This window comes from Cobetia amphilecti (assembly GCF_020217465.1).
GTDB lineage: Bacteria > Pseudomonadota > Gammaproteobacteria > Pseudomonadales > Halomonadaceae > Cobetia > Cobetia amphilecti.
This window is the reverse complement of the sequence record NZ_CP084115.1, coordinates 986,112-1,010,959: the sequence shown is the minus strand read 5'-3', so window position 1 is coordinate 1,010,959 and position 24,848 is coordinate 986,112. Positions and strand designations below refer to the sequence as shown.

Genomic DNA, 24,848 nt, shown 5'->3' with positions numbered 1-24,848 from the left:
GGCCTCTGATGACGAATGGCCTTCAGCATAACGGAACTCAGGGCCGAGCGGCGACCCTCACCCGGTGGGCTCGCTGGTACCGGACAGCACGGCGTTGCCCTGCCCTTCATCCACCGTGGCATCACAGGAAAAGCACTGGCCGCGCACCCGCGAGTGATCACGCCTCAGCACCGCGAATTGCGCCACACGGCCGGGGTCATCCTCGATGCGCTGGGCGAGGCACACAAGCCCCGGGCGGCGCGCCAGTGATGGCGGCGCGATGGCCAGCGTATCGCTGCGACTCTCTGCCATGTCCAGCGCATCCGCCATGTGCAGACACTCCACCCGCTCGACCTCCGGCAGGTTCTGCTGCAACCAGGCATCGCACTCTTCGAACAGGGCCTCGCGTGCCACGATACGCCTCACCGCCGACGGTGAAGCCCCGGGCGGCCCCAGCAGACTGAGACTGATGGCACGGAAGACCCGCCGCTCGACGCAGATGCCCGTCCAGAAGGCCAGCGCCTGATGCGTGGTGCGCACCGGACGCTGATGCCCACGCGACCAGGGCACCACGGCGGTATCGATCTCGCCTTCCGCCAGCGCCCTGATGACCTCATCGATGCCTGCGTAAGCCTTGAGCTGGGCGTCGTTGGCATAGAGCTTGAGCGCGCACTCGCGCGAGTAACCCCCAAGGTGCCCGGGATAGCCCACGCGCAAACCATCGGGAGCCGGGATCACGCCCTGCGGCGAGATATCGCCGTGGACTTCGCTAGCTGTCACCTTCATACCAGCCCCTCATGCCAATGTCTGAACAAACCTCATCCTGACAACAGCATAGCCGCAAACATGGGCGGTGTTAGGCAAAACCCACCTCGGTGACCTCAGGCAAAGCCGCCATTGGCACCGATGACCTGGCCACTCACCCAGCCGGCATCTTCGCTGGCAAGCCAGGCCACCACGGCTGCGACATCCTGCGGGTCCGCAATGCGCCCCAGCGCCGCCATGCCCTTGAGGCGCTCGATGGTCTCTTCACTCTTGCCGTGACGAAACAGGCCGGTGTCCGTCGGGCCCGGCGCCACGGCATTGACCGTGATGCCTCGCTCACCGACTTCCTTGGCCAGCACCCGCGTCAGTTGGTCCACCGCGGCCTTGGAAGCCGCATAGGGCCCATAGGTCGCGAACATCTGCCGCGTCACCGAGGTGGACATGTTGATCACACGTCCGCCATCGCGCAGATGCCGCGCCGCCTCACGCATCAGATTGAAGGAGCCGGTCAGATTGGCCTGCATCAGGTTGGCGAAGTCGTCATCCGTGAAATCGGCGATGGGCTTGTAGATGCTCATGCCGGCATTGTTGACCAGGATATCCACGCCGCCGTACACGCGCCGGGCTTCGGTGAACAATTGTGCCGCGTCGCTGCTGACACCGACATCGGCCTGAACGGCGATCGCCTTGCCGCCCCGCGACTCGATATCCGTCACGACCTGCAAGGCGCCATCACTGTCGCTGCGATAGTTGACGATGACGTGAGCGCCATCCGCCGCCAGGCGCTGCGCGATCCCGGCACCGATCCCGCGTGAAGCCCCACTGACTACCGCCACCTTGCCGCTCAACCGCTGTGCATTCTCCGACATAACTGCCTCCTCTTTCGTCATGGGCGATCGACCTCAAGGGCCATCAATAATGAGCGCCTTGCGAGTGTCAGTCAGACATCATCATTGCAGCAAGCGAATGCCGCTGACACCCCTGCAACGCGGAGTTTCGTATAAACGAAAAACCGCCACCCCGGGCATGCCGGTGGTGGCGGTTGTTTACAGCGGCGGCCTGCCTCAGGCTTCGCCGTTGGCCTGACGCTCGAAGGTATCGGCGCGCAGGATCTCGATCCAGTAGCCATCGGGGTCCTTCACGAAGGCCAGACCCTTCATCTTGCCATCGTCGGGGCGCTTGACGAACTCGACGCCCAGCGACTCGAAACGCTCGGCAGCCGCATAGACATCCGGCACGCTGACCCCGATATGGCCGAAGCCCTGCGGTTGGGCGTTGCCGTCATGGTAGGCGAAGTCCGGGTCATTCTCGGTGCCCCAGTTATGGGTCAGCTCCAGCATTGCCTCACGCCCGAAGGTGTAGGTGGTGCGCTTGAGGTCATCACCGGGCACTTCACTGGCCTGGTCGTCATCCAGATAGGCGAGGAAATAGAGACTGAACTGCATTTCCGGGAAGTCGAGCTTGCGCACCAGACGCATCCCCAGCACGCGGGTGTAGAAATCCAGGCTGCGCTCGGGGTCCTTGATGCGCAGCATGGTCTGGTTGAAGACGTAGCCACGGGTGGCCGGGTCGATCTGCTCACTCAGGCCGGGAACCTGCTCGAAATGTGTTGCCATGTTGGTCCTTCCACAGGAAAGGACGGCAGAGCCTCGAAGATGCCCGGCCGCCCCTGGTGATCGTATAGCTGTCAGATGGTGACGGCGGCCAGATTTTGCAACCTCGCCGCCGCTGGCATCACGCGATCTCGATCAGCACTTCCCCCGGCGTGACACGATCGCCACGCGCGACATGAATGGCCTTGACGGTACCGTCGACACGCGCGGCGATCTCGGTCTCCATCTTCATCGCCTCACTGATCAGCACCGACTGGCCCGCGGTGACGCTGTCACCGACCGCGACCAGCACCTCGACGATGTTGCCCGGCATCGCGGTGGTAACATGGCCCGGCGCCGAGGCGCTGGCACGTCCGCCGCTCTGGCCGCCCGCCACGTAATCGTCCTTGGCCTCGAACACCACCTCTTCCGGCATGCCGTCCAGGGTCAGGTAGACGTGACGCTTGCTTCCCTTGGCACCGCCGACGCCGGTGATCTGCACCGCGTAGGACTCGCCGTGCACGTCGATGACGAACTCTGTCGGCACTCCAGAGGTCACCGGACGTTCCGCCTCGCCCTGGGGGATGATTTCCGGTGTGAGCGTGCCGGCACGGCGCTCATTGAGGAAGTCACGTCCCAGCTCCGGGAACATGGCGAAGGTCAGCACGTCCTCGGGGGACTCGGCCAGCTCGCCCAGCTCCTCGGTGAGGCGCGTCATCTCCGGCGCGAGCAGGTCGGCCGGGCGCCCGACTTCCACCGGCGCGTTGCCGATGGCACGCGAGCGCACCTCTTCGTTGACCGGTGCCGGCGCCTGACCATAGCCGCCCTGCAGGTAGCGCTTCACCTCGTTGGTGATGCTCTTGTAGCGCTCGCCGGTCAGCACGTTGAGTACCGCCTGGGTGCCGACGATCTGCGAGGTCGGGGTGACCAGTGGCGGATAGCCGAGATCGGCACGCACACGCGGAATCTCATCGAACACCTCGCGGATGCGCTCCAGGGCGTTCTGCTCCTTCAGCTGGCTGGCCAGGTTGGACATCATGCCGCCGGGGATCTGACTGATCTGGACCGAGACATCCTCGCGGGTGAATTCGCTCTCGAAGGCTGAGTACTTGCTGCGCACCTCGTGGAAGTAATCGCCGATCTCGCGCAGCGACTCCAGCTCAAGGCCGGTATCCCACTGGGTGCCGCGCAGCGAGGCCACGAAGGATTCGGTGGCCGGATGGCTGGTGCCGCCGGCGAAGGCCGAGATGCAGGTATCGATGTGGCGACAGTCCGCCTCGACAGCCTTGATCTGGCACTGCGGCGCCAGGCCTGCCGTGGCGTGGCTGTGCAGGTGGATCGGCACCCCGACCGCCTCGACCAGCGCGCTGACCAGGTCGTAGGTGGCATACGGCGTCAGCAGGCCGGCCATGTCCTTGATGGCGATGGAATCGGCCCCCATCTCGACCAGCTTGCGCGCCTGCTCGACGTACATCTCCAGCGTATGCACCGGGCTCACGGTGTAGCAGATGGTGCCCTGGGCGTGCTTGCCGGCCTTCTTGACCGCACGCATGGCGGTTTCCATGTTGCGCAGGTCATTCAGGGCATCGAAGACACGGAAGATATCGATGCCACCTGCCGCGGCGCGCTCGACGAAGGCCTCCACCACATCATCGGCGTAGTGACGATAGCCGAGCAGGTTCTGGCCGCGCAGCAGCATCTGCAGCGGGGTGTTGGGCATGGCTTCCTTGAGCGCCTTCAGGCGCGCCCAGGGATCTTCCTTCAAAAAACGCACGCAGGCATCGAAGGTCGCGCCGCCCCACACTTCGAGACTGTAGAAACCGGCCTGATCGAGGCGGGCGGCAATCGGTAGCATGTCCTCGGTGCGCATGCGGGTCGCGATCAACGACTGGTGGCCATCGCGCAGCACGACTTCGGTGACCTTGACGCGCTCGGCGTGATCGACGGCGGGGGCGTTGTGGGTTGCAGCTGTCATGTCTGGGGTCCTTCTAATTGTTGGCTACGTGAACCGGGGGAAGCTCAGGGAAGATTCACGACATCAGGGGCATCAGGTGCGCATCAGAGACCGGCGTGGGCCGCGATGGCCGCCGCGATCGCCAGCGCCGTCTGTTCCGGCAGGCGCTTGACCGAGTACTGGGTCAATTCCGGGTGGGCGGCCACGAAGCCGGTATCGAAGTGTGCGTTGCGGAAATCAGGGTGCTTGAGGATTTCCTGATAGTAAGGCGCCGTGGTCTTGACGCCCTGCAGACGCATGTCATTGAGGGCACGTGAACCACGATTGATGACCTCTTCCCAGGTCAGCCCCCACACGATGAGCTTCAGACACATGGAATCGAAATACGGCGGGATGGTGTAGCCGGTATAGATCGCGGTATCGGTACGCACGCCAGGCCCGCCCGGCGCGTAGTAGCGCGTGATGCGCCCGAAGCTTGGCAGGAAGTCGTTCTTGGGGTCCTCGGCGTTGATGCGGAACTGGATCGCATAGCCGTGATGGCGAATGTCTTCCTGACGGAAGGCCAGCTTGTGGCCCCAGGCGATGCGGATCTGCTCGCGCACGATGTCCACGCCGGTGATGGCCTCGCTGATGGTGTGCTCTACCTGCACGCGAGTGTTCATCTCCATGAAGTAGATCTCGTTGCCCTTGACCAGAAACTCCACGGTGCCGGCGTTGCGATAGCCGACGGCGCGGGCGGCACGTACCGCCATCTCGCCGACGTAAGAGCGCTGCTCCGGTGTCAGCTGCGGACTGGGGGCAATCTCGATCAGCTTCTGGTTGCGACGCTGGATGGAGCAGTCACGCTCGAACAGATGAATCACGTTGTCGTGATTGTCGGCCAGGATCTGCACCTCGATATGCAGCGGGTCGACCACGCAACGCTCGAGGAACACATCGGCGCTGCCGAAGGCCTTGGTGGCTTCCGAGATCACGCGCCCCCAGGCCTGCTCGAGCTGATGAGCATCATCACAACGCCGGATACCGCGCCCCCCACCGCCTGAGGTAGCCTTGAGCATGACGGGGTAGCCGACCTGCTCGGCGACACTCAGCGCCTCCTCGACATCGGCCAGATTGCCGGCCGAGCCCGGCGTCACCGGCACGCCGGCCGCCTTCATGGCATCGCGGGCCTGGGTCTTGTCACCCATGCGGGCGATGACACTGCTGGCAGGCCCCACGAAGGCGATTCCCGCCGCTTCACAGATAGCCGCGAATTCGGCGTTCTCCGACAGGAATCCGTAGCCCGGATGGATGGCGTCACAGCCGGTCTCGCGCGCGAGATCGACCAGGCGGCGGGCATCCAGATAGCCGGCCAGCGGGTCTTCGCCGATGAAATGCGCTTCATCGGCGCGTTTGACGTGCAAGGAGAAACGATCAGGTTCGGTGTAGACAGCGACTGAGCGGATGTCCATCTCGGCACAGGCGCGTACAATGCGCACTGCGATTTCCCCTCGGTTGGCAATCAGCAACTTGCGAAACATGGTGACTCTCCCGGACGTGACGCGTGATCTTGTTGTGGTGCTCTGGTCGTGCGCTTGTCATTGACCGCCAGACGCGACAACGGCGCTGACAGACACGAGGTAGCATGCGTTCCACGCTACCCAGCGAGAGACCAATAGAAAAGTTGATATTTTTTTGCCAATCTATAAGTAAAACCTTATGACTGGGTGTGTCATGTCGCGTCCAAACTTGTTGAATCGCTTAACTTTCAGACAGTTACAGGTGTTCCAAGCGGTTCATCGCCAACAGTCCTACTCCCGTGCGGCCGAGCAACTTGGCCTGACGCAACCCGCCGTCAGTGCCCAGATTCGTCAATTGGAGCAGGCACTCGAGCAATCGCTGTTCAAATATGCCGGCAAGACGCTGCATATCCTGCCGGCGGCTGACGCCCTGGCGAACTCGGTGCAGTCGATCTTCGGCGAGGTCTCGAGCCTGCAGATGGAGCTGTCGGAGATCGCCGGCACCATCCGCGGCGAGCTCAATCTGGCTGCCGTTTCCACCGCTCAGTACGTGGTGCCGCATATTCTGGCGCGCTTCCGGGCGCGATATCCGGAAGTCTCGGTGCGCCTGCGCGTCTGCAATCGCGGTCAGGCGCTCGAGCGCCTCGCCGAGCGGCGCGATGACCTGGTGATCATGGGCATGGTGCCGGATGACGCCAATCTGGCCTTCATGCCGATTCTCGACAACGAGCTGATCCCCGTCGTCTGGCCCGGTCATCCGCTGCTGGAGGTCAAGGGCATCACGCTGGAAGACCTCGCGCAGTACTACATGCTGATGCGTGAACCCGGTTCCGGCACTCGTACCGCCTTCGAGGAGTTCGCCGCACGCGAGCGCGTCTCGCTGCGCCATACGCTGGAGTTGGGCTCCAATGAGGCCATCAAGCAAGGTGTGATGGCGCACCTGGGCGTGGCGATCCTGCCGCGACTGTCGGTTCAGCTCGAGCTGGCCTCAGGCCTGCTGGCCTCGCCCTCGCTGCCGGGCTTCCCGCTCAGACGCAGCTGGTGCACCGTCTACCCCAAGGACCGCTATCCCACGCCGGTCACCGAGCTGTTCCTGCGCTTCGTGCGCGAGCTGCTGCCGGAGCTCAATGCTCACTTCAGCGCGCCGATGGAGCCCATCCCCGGGCACAGCGTGGCCTGCCTGCCGCTGGCGACCGAGCAATGAACATAGCGCCCTGATGGCGCAAACCACATGAAAAAACCGCCATGGAGACAAGCTCCATGGCGGTTTTTTTCGTTCAGGCAACTGACGGCATGTCAGCAGTGCGGCTTACTTCACTTCCACACCGTGCGCCTGCTTGTCGGCGTGGTAGGAAGAGCGCACCAGCGGGCCGGAGGCGACATGCGAAAAGCCCATCTCGCGCGCCTTCTGGCCGAGCCAATCGAAGGTGTCCGGGTGCACCCAGCGGTCGATGGGCAGGTGGTTGCGCGACGGCTGCATGTACTGACCCAGGGTCAGCATGTCGACACCGTGGTTGCGCAGGTCCTGCATGACTTCGAGCACCTGCTCGTCAGTCTCGCCGACACCCAGCATCAGGCCGGACTTGGTCTTCACTTCCGGACGACGCTCCTTGTAGCCCTTGAGCAGATCAAGTGACCACTGATAGTCGGCACCCGGACGCACGCGACGGTAAAGGCTCGGCACGGTTTCCAGGTTGTGGTTGAAGACGTCCGGCGGTGTCTGCTCGAGCACGTCCAGCGCGACCTGCATGCGGCCACGGAAGTCCGGCACCAGCACTTCGATCTCGGTGCCATCGCACTTCTCGCGAATCTCGCGGATGCACTCGGCGATGTGGTTGGAGCCACCGTCGCGCAGGTCATCACGGTCGACGGAGGTCACGACGACATAATTCAGGCGCATCTCGGCGATGGCCTCGGCCAGCTCGCGCGGCTCGTCGGCGTTCAGCGCGTTGGGACGACCGTGCGCCACGTCGCAGAACGGGCAACGACGGGTGCAGATGTCACCCATGATCATGAAGGTCGCGGTGCCGCCGCTGAAGCACTCGCCCAGGTTCGGGCAGGAGGCTTCTTCACAGACCGTGTGCAGGCCGTGCTTGCGCAGCGTCTGCTTGATGCGCGTGACTTCCGGCGAGGCCGGCATGCGCACACGCAGCCAGTCCGGCTTCTTGGGCAAGGTCTCGGTGGGAATCACCTTGACCGGAATGCGGGCAACCTTCTCGGCGCCGCGCAGCTTCACGCCACGCTCCTTGCGGGCAGGAGCAGCGGAGGGAGCGGGCTTCGTGGTAGCGATGGTCTCGGTCATCAGTTCTGTCCTGCTGTTCGAGAAATGTCAGCCAGTGCCGCGGGCAGGCCGCTCACCGGAGTCAGGGTCACATCGCCCAGGCTTGCGCCCAGACAACGCACCAGGCGGTCACGCTCGCTGGCAAGATCCACCGGTGCGCGAACGAGATCGCGCAGCTGGGTCATCGCCATGCCGGCATAGCCGCAGGGATTGATGCGCCCGAAGGGCGCGAGGTCCATGTCCAGATTGATCGCCACACCATGGAAGCTGCAACCACGCCGGATGCGCAGTCCCAGCGAGGCGATCTTGGCCTCTTCCATCGAACGACGCGGGTCATCGCCACGCTGCGCCGACTTCTTCACATAGACGCCAGGCGCGTCCGGACGCGGATAGGCCTCGATGCCATGCTCGGCCATCGCCGCCACCACCGTCTCTTCCAGCACCGTCACAAGCTGGCGAACGCCGATGCCGCCTCGCTTGACGTTGAGCAGCGGGTAGAGCACCAGCTGGCCGGGCCCATGATAGGTCACCTGGCCGCCACGGTCGGTCTGCACCACCGGAATGTCGCCCGGCATCAACAGATGCTCCGGCTTACCCGCCTGGCCCTGGGTAAAGACCGGCGGGTGCTCCACCACCCACAGCTCGTCCGGCGCATCGGCCGCACGCGTATCGGTGAAGTGGCGCATGGCCGACCACACCTCATCATAGGCCTTGAGGCCGAGGTGGTAGACGTGAATCGTGTTCATGCATGCGCTCCTGTCATCAAGGCGCAAGACAAGGAAATCCAGCGTTTCATGCCTGGATCACAGCACCATATGGATGCGACCGGTGGCCTTGAGGTCACGGTGCAGCGCATCCAGCTGATCGGTACCGGTGGCACGGATCACCACACGGATGCTGCGGTAGTTGCCGTTCTTGCTGTCCTGCCAGGTGATGGCCGTCGCATCGAAGCCCGGCGCATGCACTTCCAGGATATTGCAGACCACTTCGACGAGATCTTCTGCGGCGGTGCCGACGATCTTGAGGGAGAAATCACACGGGAATTCAATCTTCGGGGGCGTCTGCCCACCAGCTGCTGGCGTCTTGGCCATGGGGATAGCCCTTCAGGTAACTCTATTTCCGACCATTCTACTCAACAAAGGGCGATCCGTCAGCCGGATCGCCCTTTGTTGAGTACACGACCGCGATATTCAGGGGCGCGCGCCTGGCACCGCCAGCACGCGCGCCCCACTGCCATCACTGAATCATGTCATCGGCCGCGTCACTTCGCACAGCCAGACGACTGACTCAGTTGAACAGGCCGTGGAAGAACAGCATCAGGGCATCCCACAGACGCTTGAACAGGCCGCCCTGCTCCACCGGCTCCAGTGCGACCAGAGGTTCTTCGGCCAGCACCTTGTCGTCCAGCTTGATCTGCAGGGTACCGTACTGCTCGCCGGCCTGAACCGGGGCCTTGATGGTGTCCTTGAGATCAAGACGCGCGGTCAGCTTGTCAGCCTGGCCGCTCGGCACGGTCAGGAAGACGTCCTGAGCCATGCCCAGACGCACCTGGTCCTTCTCGCCACCCCAGACACGCGCCTGGTTGAGCACCGCGCCCTTGTCATAGAGCTTCTTGCTCTCGAAGTAGCGGAAGCCGTAGGTCAACAGCTTCTGGGATTCCTGCGCACGCGCCTCTTCGGACTTGGTGCCCATCACGACACTGATCAGGCGGGTATCTTCCTTCTTGGCGGATGCCACCAGGCAGTAGCCGGCTTCTTCGGTGTGGCCGGTCTTCAGGCCATCGACATCCTTGTCACGCCACAGCAGCTTGTTGCGGTTCGGCTGCTTGATGCCATTCCAGGTGAAGTACTTCTGGGAGTAGATCTCGTAGTGATCCGGGTAGTCCTTGATGATGCGACGCGCCAGAATCGCCAGGTCGTGCGCCGTGGAGTAATGCTCCGCGTGCGGCAGGCCAGTGGCGTTCATGTAGTGGGTGTTCTTCATGCCCAGACGCTTGGCGTGCTGGTTCATCAGGTCGGCGAAGGAACCTTCGCTGCCGCCGATGCGCTCGGCCAGCGCGACGCTGGCGTCGTTGCCGGACTGGATGATGACACCGTGCAGCAGGTCATCGACGGTGACGCTGGTGCCTTCGCGGATGAACATGCGCGAGCCACCCGTCTTCCAGGCATTGACGCTGATGCGGACCTTCTCGTCCGGGCTCAGCTTGCCGTCGTCCATCTCGCTCTCGACCAGGTAGGCCGTCATCATCTTGGTCAGGCTGGCCGGCGGCAGGCGCTTGTCGGCATTGTGCTCGACCAGGATGCGCCCGGAATTGGCGTCCATCAGGATCCAGGAAGATGCCGCCAGCTGCGGCGCCGCCGGAATCAGGGTATCCGTCTCGATGGCTTGGGCCGGGGTGGCGGCAACGCCTGCGAACAGCGCAATGCCGCTGGCCGCCATCAGCGCGGAGAATCGACGCCGAAGAGGAAGAAGTCGGGCTTTCAGGGACATGTTGGAATCTCTTTGACACTCATGCATAAGCCGAGGCTTGCGCCTCGGCCAGGTTGCGCCTCTTCACGAAGCGCATGATGGATGAAAACGGGCCTGCGGCCCTTATCGCTCTGCCGTGACGCTGAAGGCCCCGGCATAGCCAGCATCGGCCAGCGCCGACTTGAGCGATTCAATACGGACATTGTCTTCCAGCGGGCCGACCTGAACCTTGTAGAGGTCGCCGCTGCCCAGCACGCGAGTCGGTCGTCCCAGACGGGAGCTGACACTGGCACGAATGCTGTCGGCCTTGCTCAGATCACTGACCGCCGCGACCTGCAGGAAGGCAGCTTCCCCGTTCGCCACGGAGGACGTGCTGCTCGGCGCAGCAGAGGCTACCACGGGCTTGGCGGCAACGCTCGCGCCGGAAGCGCTCGAGGCCACGGAACCACCGGTTGCCTCCATCGCGTCAAGCCCGGCAATGCCCTGCTCGCGGCGTACCGCCTGGCTGCGCGCCAGCAGACGCTCGGACTCTGCCGTGCCCTGGGTCGGACTCGGACCCGGCTTCCAGGTCGTGGCGTCGAGAGTCTCGACACGCACATGCCCGGTGCCATGGCCCAGCATATCCAGGCGCCACGCCGCGCTGTAGGACAGGTCAATCAGGCGGTCTTCATGGAAGGGGCCGCGGTCGTTGACCTTGACGATGACCTGCTTGCCATTGTCCAGATTGGTGACACGCGCATAGGTCGGCAATGGCAGCGACTTGTGGGCCGCCGTCATGGTGTACATGTCATAGATCTCGCCACTGGCAGTGGCGTAGCCATGAAACTTCTTGCCGTACCAGGAAGCCGTGCCCTCGGCCACGTAACCGCGCGGATCATCCATCACGCGATAGGTCTTGCCCCATACCTCGTACTCGCTGCGATTGCCGCTGCGGGTATAGGGTTCGACACGTGGCACCTCATCGGGCACCGCCGAGACATCCGGCGCATCATCGGGATAGGCATCGCTGTCCATCTCGTAGCGGCTGTTCTTGCCAGCCTTCTTGCCGGTGCTCGCCGAGGCACCATCACTGACCTGGGTGCCACCCCCACTGCTGGCACAGCCGGCCAGCAGGGCAAGCGCGAGTGTCAGCGGTAGCGCACGTGACCAGCTCATCCCGCACCTCCGTCCTCGAGACGACGCTTGATCGCCCGGGAGAGCTCATCCACGGCCATCGCATACATGTGGCTGTGGTTGTAGCGCGTGATGACGTAGAAGTTGTCGTAGCCGACGGCGTAGCGGTAGCCCTGCTTCAGGTCCAGCGCCAACGGAATCACCTGGGTATTGCCGGCCACGTCGTCTGCCACCTGGACACCGGCCGCCTCGAGCGCGGAAACGCTCATGTACGGCTTTTTCGTCTTGTTGAAGGTGACGGAGGACGGCGGCGTCCCGGGGCCATCCGCGGCGCTGACCACCGGCGCACCGGCCTTCCAGCCATGGCGCGCGAAGTAGTTGCCGACGCTGCCGATGGCATCGACCGGGTTGTGCCACAGATCACGCACGCCATCGCCATCGAAATCGACCGCATAGGCCTGATAGCTGGTCGGGATGAACTGTGGATAGCCCATCGCGCCGGCGTAGGAACCCTTGATGGAGAGCGGGTCGATGCCCTGCTCAATCGTCAGCTGCAGGAAGGCTGCCAGCTCGCCACGGAAGAACTTGCCGCGACGCGGATGATCGAAGGCCAGCGTGGACAGTGAATCGATCACGCGGTGAGTGCCGGTGTGCTTGCCGAAGAAGGTCTCGACACCGATGATGGCGGCGATGACTTCCGGCGGCACGCCATACTCGGCTTGGGCGCGATCGAAGGTCTCACGATGCTCGGCGATGAACTTCACACCGGCTTCGATGCGTGATTGCTTCATGAAGATGGCGCGGTACTGGTCCCAGCGCAGATGACCTTCCGCCGGACGCGACATGGCATCCAGCACCTTCTGACTGTAATCGGCCTGATTCATCAGCTCGGTCACGCGATCGCGATCCAGCCCCTTGGCCACCAGCTCGTCGACCAGCTTGGCCGTTTCCGGGTGAGTCGCCGGGGCGAAGCCATCAGGCGCCGCCTTGGCCACGCCTGACATTCCCAGCAGCGGTGCCACCATCACCAGGGCTGCGCCCCAGTGCTTCAGACGTCGCCCACGCGCATTGATCACCGTCATCGACTCTCTCCTTGCCTGTCTGCGAGCTTGGGCTCGCGAATGTCCTTGCCACTCGGCAACTGGCCGCCACGTCATCGCGACAATAGGCGCCGGTGGGTATGAATGCTCATGAGAATACCGAAGCCTGCCAGCAAGGTCACGCTGGAGGTCCCACCATAACTGACCAGCGGCAACGGGACGCCAACGACCGGCAAGATACCCGATACCATGCCGATGTTGACGAAGACGTAGACGAAGAACGTCAGGATGATCGCGCCCCCCGTCAGCCGTGCAAAACTGTCCTGGCCATTGTTGGACATCACCAGCCCGCGCAGCACGATCAGCACGTAGAGCCCCAGGAAGAAGCTCATGCCGATCAGGCCGAACTCCTCCCCGATGACCGCGACGATGAAGTCGGTATGGCGCTCCGGCAGAAACTCGAGCTGGGACTGGGTCCCCAGGGTATAGCCCTTGCCGAAGATGCCGCCCGAGCCGATGGCGGTCTTGGACTGGATGATATTCCAGCCCGCGCCGAGCGGGTCAGACTCCGGATTGAGGAATGTCAGCACACGGCGGCGTTGATAGTCGTGCATCACCATCCACAGAAGCGGCAATGCCGAGGCGATCAAGGCGCCGAAGAAGGCGATCAGCTTCCAGGAAAGCCCCGCCAACAGGATCACGAACACGCCCGCCGCGGCGACCAGCAACGAGGTGCCGAGGTCCGGCTGGCGCGCGATCAGCAGCACCGGCGCGACGATGATGACGGCGCAGATGGCCAAGTCTCGCCAGCGAGGAGGCAGCGGGCGCTGACCGAGCCAGCAGGCGACCATCATCGGCATCGCCAGCTTCATCAGCTCAGAGGGCTGAAAGCGCACCACCCCGGGGATGACCAGCCAGCGCTGGGCGCCCATGCCGACATCCCCGAGCACCTCCACCGCCACCAGCATCAGGAAGCCGGCACCGTAGGCGACCGGCGCCCAGCGGTAAAGGGTCGCGGGTGACAGCTGGGCGAGCCCGATCATGATCACCAGTGCCAGCGCCTGGCGTGAGGCCTGGCGCAGCGTGAAGTCGATATCCTGGCCGCTGGCGCTGTAGAGCACGATCAGCCCGCAGCCGAGCACCGCCAGCAGCAACAGCAACAGCCAGGGATCGAGGTGGATACGCTCCCACAGGCTGGTGCGGCGGCGATGACTGAGGTCCCCGCCTACACCACGCATCGAGCGCTGATAATCAGTCGGCATCGTTCTCTCCTTGCTCACCCTCGCCCGCCGGTGCCTCCGGGGGTGCCAGAGCGGCAGCCAGCGTGAGCGCCGCCTCACGCGCCTCGGGGTCAATGCGCGGCAACAGCCAGTAATCGGTGACGGCGCGCGCCATCGGGCCCGCCACGGAGCTGCCGCCCTGGCCGTTCTCGATCACCACGGAGACGGCGATCTCCGGGTGCTCGACCGGCGCAAAGGCGGCGAACAGGGCGTGGTCACGCAGACGCTCCGCGAGCTCCTTGCCGTTGTATTTCTGGTCCTGTCCGAGGGTGAAGACCTGTGCGGTACCGGACTTGCCGGCCATGCGGTACTTGAGGCCGGGGCCGACATACTTGCGCGCCGTGCCTTCTCGCCCGCTGACCACGTCCTCGAGCGCGGCGATGACATCGTCCCACCACGCCGGATTGTCCAGCACCACATCCGGCTTTTCCTCGCTACGGGGCAGCAACACCGTCTCGTCACCGATGCGCTTGGCCAGGTGAGGCGTCACGTGTCTGCCGCGATTGGCCAGCACGGCCTCCGCCGAGGCGAGCTGCAACGGCGTGGCAAGCCAGTAGCCCTGACCGATACCGATGGAGATGGTCTCGCCGGGGTACCAGGGCTTGTCGTAGCGATTGCGCTTCCATTCCTTGGACGGCATCAGGCCGGGCAGCGCGCCCTGCACGTCCAGCGCCGTCTGCTCACCGAAGCCGAACTTGTGCATGTACTCGCTGATGCGGTCGATCCCCAGGCGATAGGCGACGTTGTAGAAGAAGGTGTCATTGGACACCGCAATGCCACGCCGCATGTTGACGCGCCCATGCCCCCAGCGCAGCCAGTTGCGATACTTGTGGCTGTCATTGGGCAGCTGGAAATAGCCGGGATCGTAGAAGGTGGTGCTGGTGGTGATGGCACCGTTCTCCAGCCCCGCCAGCGACATGAAGGGCTTCACGGTCGAGGCCGGCGGGTACTGGCCGCGAATGGCACGATTGAACAGCGGCAGGTCGATATCATTCTGCAGCGCGCGATAGCTCTTGACGCTGATGCCGGTGACGAACTCATTGGAGTTGAAGCCCGGCACGGAGGCCATCGCCAGGATGTCGCCCGTCTCGGGCTCGATGGCCACGATGGCACCACGTCGCCCCTTGAGCAGCCGATAGGCGAGATCCTGCAGGCCGCGATCGATGGTCAGCGTCAGGTCCTTGCCCGGCACCGGGTCGATCCGCGACAGCTCACGCAGCACGCGACCCCGCGCATTGGTTTCCACCTTGCGCAGGCCCGCCTGACCGTGCAGCTCCTCTTCATAGAAGCGCTCGATACCGGTCTTGCCGATGAAGTGGGTGCCCGAATAGTTGCCCTTGTCGAGGGTCTTGAGCTCGGCCTGATTGATGCGCCCCACGTATCCCAGGGTATGCGACAGCGGCTTGGCGTCCGGGTAGTAGCGCAGCAGCTGCGCCTCGACCTCGACGCCGGGCAGGCGATAGCGATTGACGGCCAGACGCGCGATCTGCTCCTGACTCAATTCACTCATCAACAGGGCGGGCTGATAGGGGCGTTGACGCTGACGCGAGCGTTCCTTGAAGTCTTCGACTTCATCGGGCGGCAGATCGAGAATCTCGACCAGGCGCTCAAGCGTCGTCTCGAGATCACCGGCGCGTTCGCGCACGATGGTGAGATTGTAGTTGGGACGGTTTTCGGCGAGCAGCTGACCATTGCGGTCATAGATCAAGCCGCGCGTGGGCGGCAAGGGCTCGACACGCACACGGTTCTTGTCCGAGCGCGTCGTATAGATGTCGTGTTCCACGACCTGCAGGAAGAGCAGCCGCGCCAGCAGACATCCGGCCAGCACCAGCACAAGGCCGGCAGCCACGATGCTGCGAAGGCGAAAGATCCGCACTTCCTGTTGAGGATTCTTTATCGTCGCCCGGCGTTGGCGCATGGCGGGTCTCGCAACCAGTGTCGTGTCGCAAGCGGCAGGCGCTTACCGGTGATAGGGGTGCCCGACCAGCAATGTCCAGGCGCGGTAAAGCTGTTCCGCCAGCACGATGCGCACCAGGGGGTGCGGCAGCGTCAGTGCCGAGAGCGACCAGCGCTGATCGGCACGTGCCAGCAGGCGTGGGTCGAGCCCATCCGGACCACCGATGAGGATGGCCACGTCTCGCCCTCCCAGCCGCCAATCATCGGCATGCTGGGCAAGCTGCTCGGTACTCCAGGCCTTACCTAGGACATCAAGGGCGACAACATGTTCATTTCCCTTGAGTTTTTCAAGCATCCGGTCGCCTTCACTGGCCATGGCACGGGCGATGTCCGCATTCTTGCCGCGATTGCCGGGCGCCAGCTCGATGAACTCAAGCGAAAAATCCCGCGGCATGCGCTTGAGATATTCCCGGCTACCCTTCTCCACCCAGTCCGGCATCTTCTGCCCGACCGCCAAAACTCGGATCTTCATGTCCTGTCCCGTGCTGTGTCAGAACGACGGGCAAGCCCGCAGTCCTTCCATCGGATACTCCCTGCCCGCGACATCGCGACCGGCAAGGACGTAACGCGCGGTTGACATGCCCCGACGAGCAACCCGTCGGGTCAGGCTGGCAGGATCAGTGGCTCTGCTCGTACTCTTCACGCGTTTCGCGGGGCAGATCGCTCCACAGGCGCTCGAGGTCGTACAGGGCACGGGTTTCGGCCAGCATGACGTGGACGACGACATCGCCCAGATCCAGCAGCACCCAGTCGGAGCCGTTGTCGCCTTCACAACCCAGCGGCTTGACGCCGGCTTCTTTCACGGTGACCTGCACGTTGTTGGCCAGCGCGGAGATATGGCGGCTGGACGTACCGGTCGCGATCACCATCACATCGGTGACGCTGGTCAGCTTGGAGACATTGATCTCGCTGATTTCCTGGGCCTTGAGTTCTTCAAGGGCGTCGACAACCAGGTTTTTAAGAGCTTCGGTCTGCATGATTCCTCGGAAGTTTGTTCGGCAGGGGGCGCATTCTACCCGTTGGCGATGCGCGCGCCTATGGGCATCGTCATTTACTCGCCAAAGGGGCGCCACGCACGGCGATGCGGGATCGCGGCAGCGACGCCCCTCTCATGATGCCACGCTCGCACGCGACTAGACGTTCAGAGCCACAACGCTCAGCTCGATGATGGGCTCAGGTCGATGACGGACAATAGAGGCCATGCGCCTCGATATGACGGATCACCGCTTCCGGCAGCAGATAGCGCACGCTGTCACCCAGCGCGAGGCGCTCGCGCACGAAGGTGGCACTGATAGCCATGCGTGTCGGCAGCGACAGGCGCAACAGGTGGCCACCCGGGCGCGCCATCAAGGCCGCCACCGAGTCGACCTCGCGCCCCTGGATCAACGCTTCGAGCGCCCGGGGCAGCGGTGCATCATGGTCCGGCCGCTCGATCACCACCACATGGGCATCATCGAACAGACGATCGGCGGCATGCCACTCCCCGAGCTTGAGGAAGGCGTCATGGCCGATGGCCATCACCAGCCGCGCCTGCGGGCCGTATTCGGCGCGCAGACTGGCCAGGGTGTCGGCACTGTAGGAAGGCCCATCGCGCAGCAGCTCACGCCCATCGGCCTTGAGGCCCGGCTCTGCCTCTATCGCGGCTTCCAGCATCGCCAGCCGCTGATCACTGCTGACGCCGGGCGCGGCGCGATGCGGCGGCTGATGCGAAGGCACCAGCAGCACATGGTCCAGCCCCAGCGCTTCGCGCAGCTCGATGGCACTGCGCAGATGGCCGTGATGGATGGGATCGAAGGTACCGCCGAGCATGGCGACACGCGGCACCGGGCCGAGACAGCCCTCAAAGCCCGGCTCCGCTGCCGTGTCAGTCCTTGAGCGCGAATCATGTGCCGACTCGGTGCCGTGATGCACGGCCTCACGCTTCTGCGCGAGACCATCGGCATTCAAGGGGCGCTGGGTATCCTCCAGCGCCTCGGGCGACAGGGCCTGCTCGTTCGTCAAGGTCTGCGCGGGCGCGACCTGATCCTCGGCGGGTGAGACCTGGTCCTTCACTGGCGAATCTGCCCATCACCGAACACGATGTACTTGCGGGTCGTCAGGCCCTCAAGCCCGACCGGACCACGCGCATGCAGCTTGTCGGTGGAGATGCCGATCTCGGCGCCCAGGCCATATTCGAAGCCATCGGCGAAGCGGGTGGAGGCGTTGACCATCACCGAGCTGGAATCGACTTCCGCCATGAAGCGGCGCGCCAGCGCATAGTTCTCGGTGATGATGGCCTCGGTGTGCCCGGAGCTGTGCCGCTCGATATGCGCCATCGCCTCATCCACGCCATCCACGACGCGAATCGCCAGAATCGGCGCCAGGTATTCGGTATCCCAGTCTTCCGCACTGGCGGCCACGGCCTGCGGCAGCACTTCGCAGGTACGCTCGCAACCGCGAATCTCGACCTCATGTGCCGCCAGACGCTCGGCGATACGCGGCAGGACCTCGGCGGCAACCGGCGCATCGACCAGCAGGGTCTCCATGGTGTTGCAGGTGCCGTAGCGGTGGGTCTTGGCGTTCTCGGCGATCCGGACCGCCATCGCCAGGTCAGCCGTGGCATCGATATAGACGTGGCAGATGCCATCGAGGTGCTTGATGACCGGCACGCGCGCATCACGCGAGATACGCGAGATGAGGCTCTTGCCACCGCGCGGAATGATGACGTCGACGAACTCGGGCATCGCGATCAGCTCACCGACCGCGGCGCGGTCCGTGGTGGCGACGACCTGCACTGCCGTGGCCGGCAGCTCGGAGAGCACCAACGCCTCGCTGATGATCTCGCTCAGCGCACGGTTGCTGGACGCAGCCTCGGAGCCACCGCGCAGGATGCAGGCATTGCCGGACTTCAGACACAGGCTGGCCGCCTCGATGGTCACATTGGGGCGTGACTCGAAGATGATGCCGATCACGCCCAGCGGCACGCGCATGTGGCCGACCTGAATGCCGCTCGGACGCGAGCGCAGCCCATCGACCTCGCCGACCGGGTCCGGCAGTGCCGCGACCTGCTCGAGCCCTTCGATCATGCCGTCGATACGCGCCGGCGTCAGCGCAAGACGATCGACCATCGCCTCCGAGAGCCCATTGGCGCGTGCACGCGCCAGGTCCTCGGCGTTGGCCTCTGCCAGTGTCTCGCGACGCTCATCGATCAGACGCGCCATGGTCTGCAGAGCACGATTCTTGATGCCGCTGTCGACGCGACGCATCACGACGCTTGCCGCGCGCGCTGCGTGCCCCAGACGATTCATGTACGCCACGACGTCCGTGGTGTCGTGCTTGCCCTGCTCACTCATGTGCCTAATCTCGCTGGTTGTCAGTGTCCACGTGCTCATTTCATCATCGGCCGGGCCCCGTGAGGGCATTCCCCAGAGAAGCCTCGACATGAAGCCCTGACGTACAGCCCGACGTGAAGGCCTGATGTGAAGGCCAGACGTGGTGGTCGTATGTGAAAGCCTCAGAGGCGTAGACACTTTTGTCACTCGCCGTTTGGGGTATGCTGCCATTATTGCAGACGACGTTGCATGATCGGAGCACCGTCGCATCTTGCAAACGTGCAGGCAATGCCCACGTCACAGACCGTTCGGCCAGGGAATTCGGCCGATTTCGCGCCATCCACGGCAAAGGTGCCAATATAAGTCACCATGGAGATCAAGTTCAAAGTCCGTCTCAGTCAGTTCGTCTGTCTGCTCGGCTCTGTATTGCTGCTGCTGGAAGCGGCACGACAGATCAGTATCGGCCTGACGCTCACTGCCCTGTTGCTGGCGGTGGGCGGCACGATGTTGCTGGTGGTCTCTCTCGCCCACGAGCTGTTCACCCTGCGCTGGTTCCGCACGCTGGTGATGCTCAGCGTCGCGCTGATCATGAGTGCGCTGGTACTGCTGGCCCCGCAACAGCACCTGATGTGGCTGTGGGGCTTTGCCGTCCTGCTGCTCTATCCGCGCCCGCGCTGGCTGGCACCGGCCTGCGCATTGATCGGGCTGGTCACCACCTGGCTGGCGCTCGCTCAGCTGGGCAGCGACTGGCTGAGCCTGGGCATCGGCATCACCGCGACCCTGATGGCGCTCGGTGCCATCGGTGGGCGACGCCAGCAGCAGGTATGGATGCAGCTGGAGCGGCGTGGTCGGCGTGATTCCAGCCGCGCGATCTGGTCACAATACCAGCTGATGCGCGACCTGCCGCGGGAAATTGCCCGTGCCGATCGCGAGGACATCCATATCGAATTGATCCTGCTGGCACCGGTCAATACCGGTCGTCTGGCCAATCGTCGCCTGATGAACACCCTCGACAGTGCCGCGCTGCCGCATGAGACCCGCTACCAGCTCGATGACGGAGCACTGGCCGTCCTGCTGGTCACCCGCGGCGAGCGCATGGCCAGTCTGCGCCGTCGCCAGTTGATCGAGCATCTCGCGATGCCGATCCGCGCCCGCGTGCAGCCCCTCAACGACAGCGACCCCAATGCGCTGGACCTCAAGCGCCTCAGCGCCCACCTGAGCGATGAACCGCAGCCGATCACCCTGCTGCCGCCACTGCCTCGCAAGCCTGCCGATGCCTCGTCAGATGAAACCTCGACAGGCGATGCCCCGACAGACCATGGGCGAGACATCCTCAAACCGGCCAGCGCGGCAGACAAGGTCGCCGTGGCACCGTCGCGGGGGAATGATCACTGATGTCTCCTCTGCACAGCCTGGCCCATCGCGAGCGTCGCGAACTCGCCAATCGCAAGACACTGATCATGCTGCTGGCCGCCGCGGTGATCGCCACCTATGCCCTGTGGCGCTACCTGGTGGGCGATTTCGAGCATATCCTGACGCCGGTGCTGGCCACCTTGCTGATGGCGATTGCCGCCGGCCTCAATCACCTCGATGATGAGCAGCCGCTGCCTTCCTATCTGACGCTGATCGCCAGCTATCTGATGCTGGCACTCGAGGCGCCGGGCACCTATCCGGGCATGTCGCTGTGGCTGGGGCTGCCCAGCGTGCTGACATTGCTGCTGTTGCCCCTGGCGCCGGCGATGTTGCTCAATCTGGTGCTGGCACCGCTGTGGCTATGGCTATTGGGCCAGCAGGAAGACAACTTCGGCGAGATACTGCGCTACCTGTGTCTGCTGCTGGTGGCCAGCCAGCCGTTCGTCATCAACAGCCTGCAGGCAGGTGTCATGAGCCTGACCGCCAGCGAGGAAACCGAGTGCAATGCCTTCAATGCCCGCACCGGTCAGCAACGACTGATCAGTGAGGCGGCGCGTGCGCGGGCGCTGGACCAACCGTTCAGCATTCTGGTCGTCTATCTGCCGCAACTGGACATGCTCGGCGAGCAGTTCGGCGAGGACAGGCGCGTCGAATGCCTAGCGATGGCCTGCGACGTGATGCAGGAGGTCTCGCGCCAGGGCGACCTGCTGTGTCGCAGCGACAAGTCGTCCTTCTGGCTGATGCTGCCCAATACCGGCGAGGCGGGAGCGCTGATCATGCGCGAGCGCCTGACCGCGGCGCTGGCAGCGGCCACACAGCCGGAAACCGGCTCCATCATTGCCCGCGCGCGCCTGGTGACGTACAAGGCCGATGACACCACCCAGAAACTCGAGCAACGCCTGCTGGCCAGCCAGCTTGCCCTGATGGATCTCAATGAATGAGCGACACCCTTGCGTCACTGCTGCATTGGCTGAACCCCAGTGTGATGATCGATACCCTGATGACCACGCTGAGCGATCACCCGGCAGCCCTTGTCGCCGTCATCGGCCTGGTCTCACTGCTTGAATCTCTCGCCATCATCGGCCTGCTGGTGCCGGGCGTGGTCATTCTCACCGCCGGCGCCTCACTGGCCGGCCATCTCGAACTCTCGCTGCCGATATTGCTGGCCGCCGGTGCGCTGGGCGCCATCATCGGCGATGGCGTGAGCTTCTGGCTGGGCATCCGCTATCGCGATCAACTGCCCGGCCGCTGGCCCTTCTCGCGCCATCCCGAGTGGATCGAGCATGGTCAGCAGTTCTTTCATCGCCACGGCAGCTGGTCGATCGCCTTCGGGCGCTTCGTCGGCCCGGTGCGCCCGATCATCCCGCTGGTCGCCGGCATGCTCGACATGCCGCCGGCGCGCTTCTTTCTGGTCAATGGCCTCTCGGCGCTGGCCTGGGCACCGGCCTACCTGCTGCCGGGCTATCTACTGGGCCAGACCTGGCAGTCACTGTTCACCCTGCCGGAAGGAGCCGATGGCCTGCTGGTCGGCCTGGCCAGCGGCCTGATCGCCTGTGCCTTCGCCTTCTCCTTCCTGCGCCGCCAGCTGGGCCGCGAGGGCCGCCTCTATCATTGGCTGGCTCGTCGCATGCGTCGCAGCCCTTCCGGGCGGCGTCTGTGGTGGCAGCTGCGCCATCCCGACCCCGAGGGCGAGTTTCCGCTCGCCTCGATGGCGCTGCTCATCTTCGCGGTGATCAGCGTGCCCGCCATGAGCCTGGCGGTGCTGGCCCATCCCGAGCCGTGGTGGATCGACCGCGTGGCCGCCTCGCTGGCCGCAAGCCTCACCTCACTGATGCCCGAGGACTGGCTGCGCGAGGCAAGCCTCGTGCTGTCTCGCCTCGCCGATGGCACCGGCCTGGCGGCGCTCGTGGCTCCATGGCTGGTATGGCTGCTGCTCAAGGGTCGCCACGCGGTGTGGTTGCATCTGACGGCCGCCTGGCTGGGCATCGCCAGCGCCAATACCGTGCTCAAGCACCTGATCCAGCGCCCGCGTCCGGATACCCCCGCCTTCCTGGAAGGATCGATGTCGTTTCCCAGCGCCCATGCCGCCGGCAGCGTGGCAGTGTTCGGGCTGGCCGCCGCCTTCATCGCCGAGCGCCAGCCCTCCTCGCGACGTCGCTGGATCTACTGGGCAGCCATCGCCGCCTGTACGCTCGTCGGCCTGTCACGCATCACGCTTGACGTCCATTACCTCAGCGATGTGCTGGGCGGTGCCTGTCTGGGCCTGCTGGTCTGTGCGCTGGTGCGCATCAGCTATCCCGCCTTCGTGCGCCAGCCCTCGGCCCCCCTCGACTCGCCAGCCCCGCTGCTGTGGTTGAGCATGGCGAGCCTGCTGCTGTTGGCGGCACGCTTCGTCTGGCTGCCGCTCTAGTCTGTCGCGATCAGACTGCTGCCGCTCAGGCCGTCGCGATAACGTTGCCGTGATAGCGCTGTAAACCGATGAGCCGCCTGAGATGGCGGCTTTTTCACTACCCCCTGATGACGAGGAACCTCATGCCCGGCCCTGCTGCCCCTCCCTCCAACCAGCCCCAGGCGTTGATGTCGATTCATCTCGGCATCGCGCTGCTCGGCGGTACGGCGCTGTTCTCGAAAGGCGTGCCCCTCTCGGCACTCGATATCACCGCCTGGCGCAGCCTGCTGGCGGGGCTGTTCCTGCTGTGGCTGGCGCGCCTGAAATGGCATGTCTCGCTGCGTCTGAGCGGGCGCGACTGGGCCTTGCTGGGCATCGCCGCCGCTCTGATGGCCGCGCACTGGGTGAGCTACTTTCACTCGATGCAGGTGTCTTCCGTGGCCACCGGCATGCTGGCGCTGTTCACCTATCCCATCTTCATCGTGCTGCTGGAGCCCTGGGTGGAAGGCACGCGCCTGAAAGCGAAGGACCTGGCGGCAGCGGGGCTGGTCTGCATCGGCGTCTGGCTGCTCGTCCCTGGCGGCGACAGCAGCGCGCAGGGCGACAGCCTGGCGGGAGTGTTATGGGGCGTGTTCTCGGGCCTGTTGTTCGCGGCGCGCAATCTGCTGGTGCGCTACCGTCTCAGCCACCTCAATCCGGTGCTGTCGATGAGCCTGCAGGCGCTGGGCGTCGTGGTGCTGACGCTGCCATTCGTCTCCGGCGAGATCATGGATGCCAGCCCCTCGACGGGGATCGCCATGCTGGTGCTGGCCATCGTCTTCACGGCTGCGCCGCATGCACTGATGACCTTCGCCCTCGGCGGCCTCAAGGCCAAGACCGTCGGCATGATCGGCTGCCTGCAACCCGTCTACGGCGTGCTGCTGGCGTGGTTGATTCTCGGCGAGGTGCCCACCTGGCTGACGCTGGTCGGCGGCAGCTTCATCGTGGCGGCGGCAGCACTTGAGACCCTGCGCCGCAGCTGAATCAAAGCCGCGCCCCTGAATGCATCAAGGCCCGCCAATGGCGGGCCTTGATGTATTTACAAGCTGCAATGCCTGGCTCAGTCATGCCGAGATCAACCGGTCGCGAGCCAGATTCCCACGCCGATCATCAGCGTGCCGGCCACGCGGTTCATCAGGCGCACACGCGAGCCACGCCCCAGCCAGCGCGCCAGGCTGCTGCCACCGCCGGCGTAGAGCAGCAGGCAGGTGAATTCCAGCGTCAGGATGATGCCGACCAGCGCGATCAACTGCGGCGCCAGCGGCAGGCTGGCATCCAGAAACGGCGGCAACAGCGCGATAAAGAACGCCCAGCCCTTGGGATTGGCGATCGCGGTGACGAAGCCCTGTGCCGCCAGAGCACGGCGCGAGGCGCGCGGTGCCGCCGCATCCTCCCCTGCCACCCCCAGAGCCAGGCGGCCACGTGAGCGCCACATCTGGATCCCCAGCCAGGCCAGATAGGCGCCACCCGCCAGCTTGAAGGCCGAGAACACCATCGGATAGCGCAGCATGATGGTCGCGACGCCGATCACCGCCGACACCGCCACCAGCCCGACGCCCAGCAGTTCGCCCACCATCATCCACAGGGTGCGCTTGACGCCCTGGGTCATGCCCAGGGTCATCGCCAGCGTCATGCACATTCCCGGCGTCAGCGAGACCAGAAAGAACGTCGGCACGAACACCGACAACAATGACCAATTCAGCATTCCCTGCTCTCCTTGCACAGTCTGAAGCAGTGCCAGAGGGACGCCTCTGACAAGCTCTCACCC

General features: G+C 64.3%; 23 protein-coding genes. 5 read left to right on the top strand and 18 right to left on the bottom strand.

Translation table 11 applies throughout. The features are described from left to right. Positions 1 to 57: 57 nt before the first annotated feature. The 5 genes from LCW13_RS04325 to LCW13_RS04305 all read right to left on the bottom strand — a co-directional run bounded on the left by LCW13_RS04325 (position 58) and on the right by LCW13_RS04305 (position 5,810). Positions 58 to 765: a prephenate dehydratase domain-containing protein gene (locus LCW13_RS04325; protein ID WP_225347671.1), complete on the bottom strand. Its 708-nt coding sequence runs from the start codon at positions 763 to 765 to the stop codon at positions 58 to 60. 95 nt (positions 766 to 860) lie between these two features. Beyond that, positions 861 to 1,613, bottom strand: coding sequence for an SDR family oxidoreductase (locus LCW13_RS04320; protein WP_225347670.1), 753 nt, complete (start codon positions 1,611 to 1,613; stop codon positions 861 to 863). Between the two features lie 195 nt (positions 1,614 to 1,808). Next, positions 1,809 to 2,360: a lactoylglutathione lyase gene (gloA, locus tag LCW13_RS04315; RefSeq protein WP_166019255.1), complete on the bottom strand. Its 552-nt coding sequence runs from the start codon at positions 2,358 to 2,360 to the stop codon at positions 1,809 to 1,811. A gap of 118 nt (positions 2,361 to 2,478) precedes the next feature. Continuing rightward, positions 2,479 to 4,311, bottom strand: a complete 1,833-nt coding sequence (oadA, locus tag LCW13_RS04310) for a sodium-extruding oxaloacetate decarboxylase subunit alpha (protein ID WP_225347669.1) — start codon at positions 4,309 to 4,311, stop codon at positions 2,479 to 2,481. Positions 4,312 to 4,394: 83 nt separating this feature from the next. After that, positions 4,395 to 5,810 (bottom strand): acetyl-CoA carboxylase biotin carboxylase subunit, encoded by a 1,416-nt coding sequence (locus LCW13_RS04305; protein ID WP_043331944.1) that lies wholly within the window; start codon positions 5,808 to 5,810, stop codon positions 4,395 to 4,397. Between the two features lie 193 nt (positions 5,811 to 6,003). Here LCW13_RS04305 and LCW13_RS04300 point away from each other — a divergent pair, with 193 nt between their 5' ends. Continuing rightward, complete coding sequence (locus LCW13_RS04300) at positions 6,004 to 6,993, top strand: LysR family transcriptional regulator (RefSeq protein ID WP_043331946.1); 990 nt, start codon at positions 6,004 to 6,006, stop codon at positions 6,991 to 6,993. A 105-nt stretch (positions 6,994 to 7,098) separates the two neighbouring features. Here LCW13_RS04300 and lipA read toward each other — a convergent pair whose 3' ends face one another. The 12 genes from lipA to LCW13_RS04240 form a co-directional block, all read right to left on the bottom strand. Next, positions 7,099 to 8,091, bottom strand: a complete 993-nt coding sequence (gene lipA, locus LCW13_RS04295; protein WP_052384342.1) for a lipoyl synthase — start codon at positions 8,089 to 8,091, stop codon at positions 7,099 to 7,101. Continuing rightward, positions 8,091 to 8,816: a lipoyl(octanoyl) transferase LipB gene (gene lipB / locus LCW13_RS04290; RefSeq protein WP_225347668.1), complete on the bottom strand. Its 726-nt coding sequence runs from the start codon at positions 8,814 to 8,816 to the stop codon at positions 8,091 to 8,093. Before lipB ends, lipA begins: the two co-directional genes overlap by 1 nt. A 57-nt stretch (positions 8,817 to 8,873) precedes the next feature. Then, positions 8,874 to 9,161, bottom strand: coding sequence for an HP0495 family protein (locus LCW13_RS04285; protein WP_043331948.1), 288 nt, complete (start codon positions 9,159 to 9,161; stop codon positions 8,874 to 8,876). Positions 9,162 to 9,357: 196 nt separating this feature from the next. After that, on the bottom strand, positions 9,358 to 10,560 hold the full coding sequence (locus tag LCW13_RS04280) for a D-alanyl-D-alanine carboxypeptidase family protein (RefSeq protein WP_225347667.1): 1,203 nt from the start codon (positions 10,558 to 10,560) through the stop codon (positions 9,358 to 9,360). Between the two features lie 102 nt (positions 10,561 to 10,662). After that, positions 10,663 to 11,694: a septal ring lytic transglycosylase RlpA family protein gene (locus LCW13_RS04275; protein ID WP_225347666.1), complete on the bottom strand. Its 1,032-nt coding sequence runs from the start codon at positions 11,692 to 11,694 to the stop codon at positions 10,663 to 10,665. Next, a complete protein-coding gene (mltB, locus tag LCW13_RS04270) occupies positions 11,691 to 12,734 on the bottom strand; it encodes a lytic murein transglycosylase B (RefSeq protein ID WP_225347665.1) in 1,044 nt (347 codons plus the stop codon). The genes LCW13_RS04275 and mltB overlap by 4 nt, the downstream gene beginning before the upstream one ends. 71 nt (positions 12,735 to 12,805) lie before the next feature. Next, positions 12,806 to 13,954, bottom strand: coding sequence for a rod shape-determining protein RodA (rodA, locus tag LCW13_RS04265; RefSeq protein ID WP_043331958.1), 1,149 nt, complete (start codon positions 13,952 to 13,954; stop codon positions 12,806 to 12,808). After that, on the bottom strand, positions 13,944 to 15,890 hold the full coding sequence (mrdA, locus tag LCW13_RS04260) for a penicillin-binding protein 2 (RefSeq protein WP_082388120.1): 1,947 nt from the start codon (positions 15,888 to 15,890) through the stop codon (positions 13,944 to 13,946). The genes rodA and mrdA overlap by 11 nt, the downstream gene beginning before the upstream one ends. A gap of 42 nt (positions 15,891 to 15,932) precedes the next feature. Further along, positions 15,933 to 16,400 (bottom strand): 23S rRNA (pseudouridine(1915)-N(3))-methyltransferase RlmH, encoded by a 468-nt coding sequence (gene rlmH, locus LCW13_RS04255; RefSeq protein ID WP_043331959.1) that lies wholly within the window; start codon positions 16,398 to 16,400, stop codon positions 15,933 to 15,935. A gap of 145 nt (positions 16,401 to 16,545) precedes the next feature. After that, a complete protein-coding gene (rsfS, locus tag LCW13_RS04250) occupies positions 16,546 to 16,905 on the bottom strand; it encodes a ribosome silencing factor (RefSeq protein ID WP_043331961.1) in 360 nt (119 codons plus the stop codon). A gap of 196 nt (positions 16,906 to 17,101) precedes the next feature. Continuing rightward, entirely contained in the window at positions 17,102 to 17,737 is a 636-nt protein-coding gene (gene nadD / locus LCW13_RS04245; RefSeq protein ID WP_107336631.1) for a nicotinate-nucleotide adenylyltransferase, read from the bottom strand. Positions 17,738 to 17,976: 239 nt separating this feature from the next. Then, positions 17,977 to 19,260, bottom strand: a complete 1,284-nt coding sequence (locus tag LCW13_RS04240; RefSeq protein WP_054555035.1) for a glutamate-5-semialdehyde dehydrogenase — start codon at positions 19,258 to 19,260, stop codon at positions 17,977 to 17,979. Positions 19,261 to 19,608: 348 nt separating this feature from the next. Between LCW13_RS04240 and LCW13_RS04235 the strand changes: the two genes are divergently transcribed. The 4 genes from LCW13_RS04235 to LCW13_RS04220 all read left to right on the top strand — a co-directional run bounded on the left by LCW13_RS04235 (position 19,609) and on the right by LCW13_RS04220 (position 24,063). Next, on the top strand, positions 19,609 to 20,634 hold the full coding sequence (locus tag LCW13_RS04235; RefSeq protein WP_225347664.1) for a hypothetical protein: 1,026 nt from the start codon (positions 19,609 to 19,611) through the stop codon (positions 20,632 to 20,634). Then, positions 20,634 to 21,593 carry a diguanylate cyclase domain-containing protein gene (locus LCW13_RS04230; protein ID WP_052384343.1) on the top strand — a complete coding sequence of 320 codons (960 nt, stop codon included), beginning with the start codon at positions 20,634 to 20,636 and terminating at the stop codon, positions 21,591 to 21,593. The genes LCW13_RS04235 and LCW13_RS04230 overlap by 1 nt, the downstream gene beginning before the upstream one ends. Beyond that, positions 21,590 to 23,062, top strand: coding sequence for a bifunctional DedA family/phosphatase PAP2 family protein (locus LCW13_RS04225; RefSeq protein ID WP_225347663.1), 1,473 nt, complete (start codon positions 21,590 to 21,592; stop codon positions 23,060 to 23,062). Before LCW13_RS04230 ends, LCW13_RS04225 begins: the two co-directional genes overlap by 4 nt. 122 nt (positions 23,063 to 23,184) lie before the next feature. Further along, the gene (locus LCW13_RS04220; RefSeq protein ID WP_225347662.1) at positions 23,185 to 24,063 is read left to right on the top strand and encodes a DMT family transporter; all 879 of its coding nucleotides are present in this window, start codon (positions 23,185 to 23,187) and stop codon (positions 24,061 to 24,063) included. A 92-nt stretch (positions 24,064 to 24,155) separates the two neighbouring features. Here LCW13_RS04220 and LCW13_RS04215 read toward each other — a convergent pair whose 3' ends face one another. Beyond that, complete coding sequence (locus tag LCW13_RS04215) at positions 24,156 to 24,785, bottom strand: LysE family translocator (RefSeq protein ID WP_192838401.1); 630 nt, start codon at positions 24,783 to 24,785, stop codon at positions 24,156 to 24,158. Positions 24,786 to 24,848: the final 63 nt, after the last annotated feature.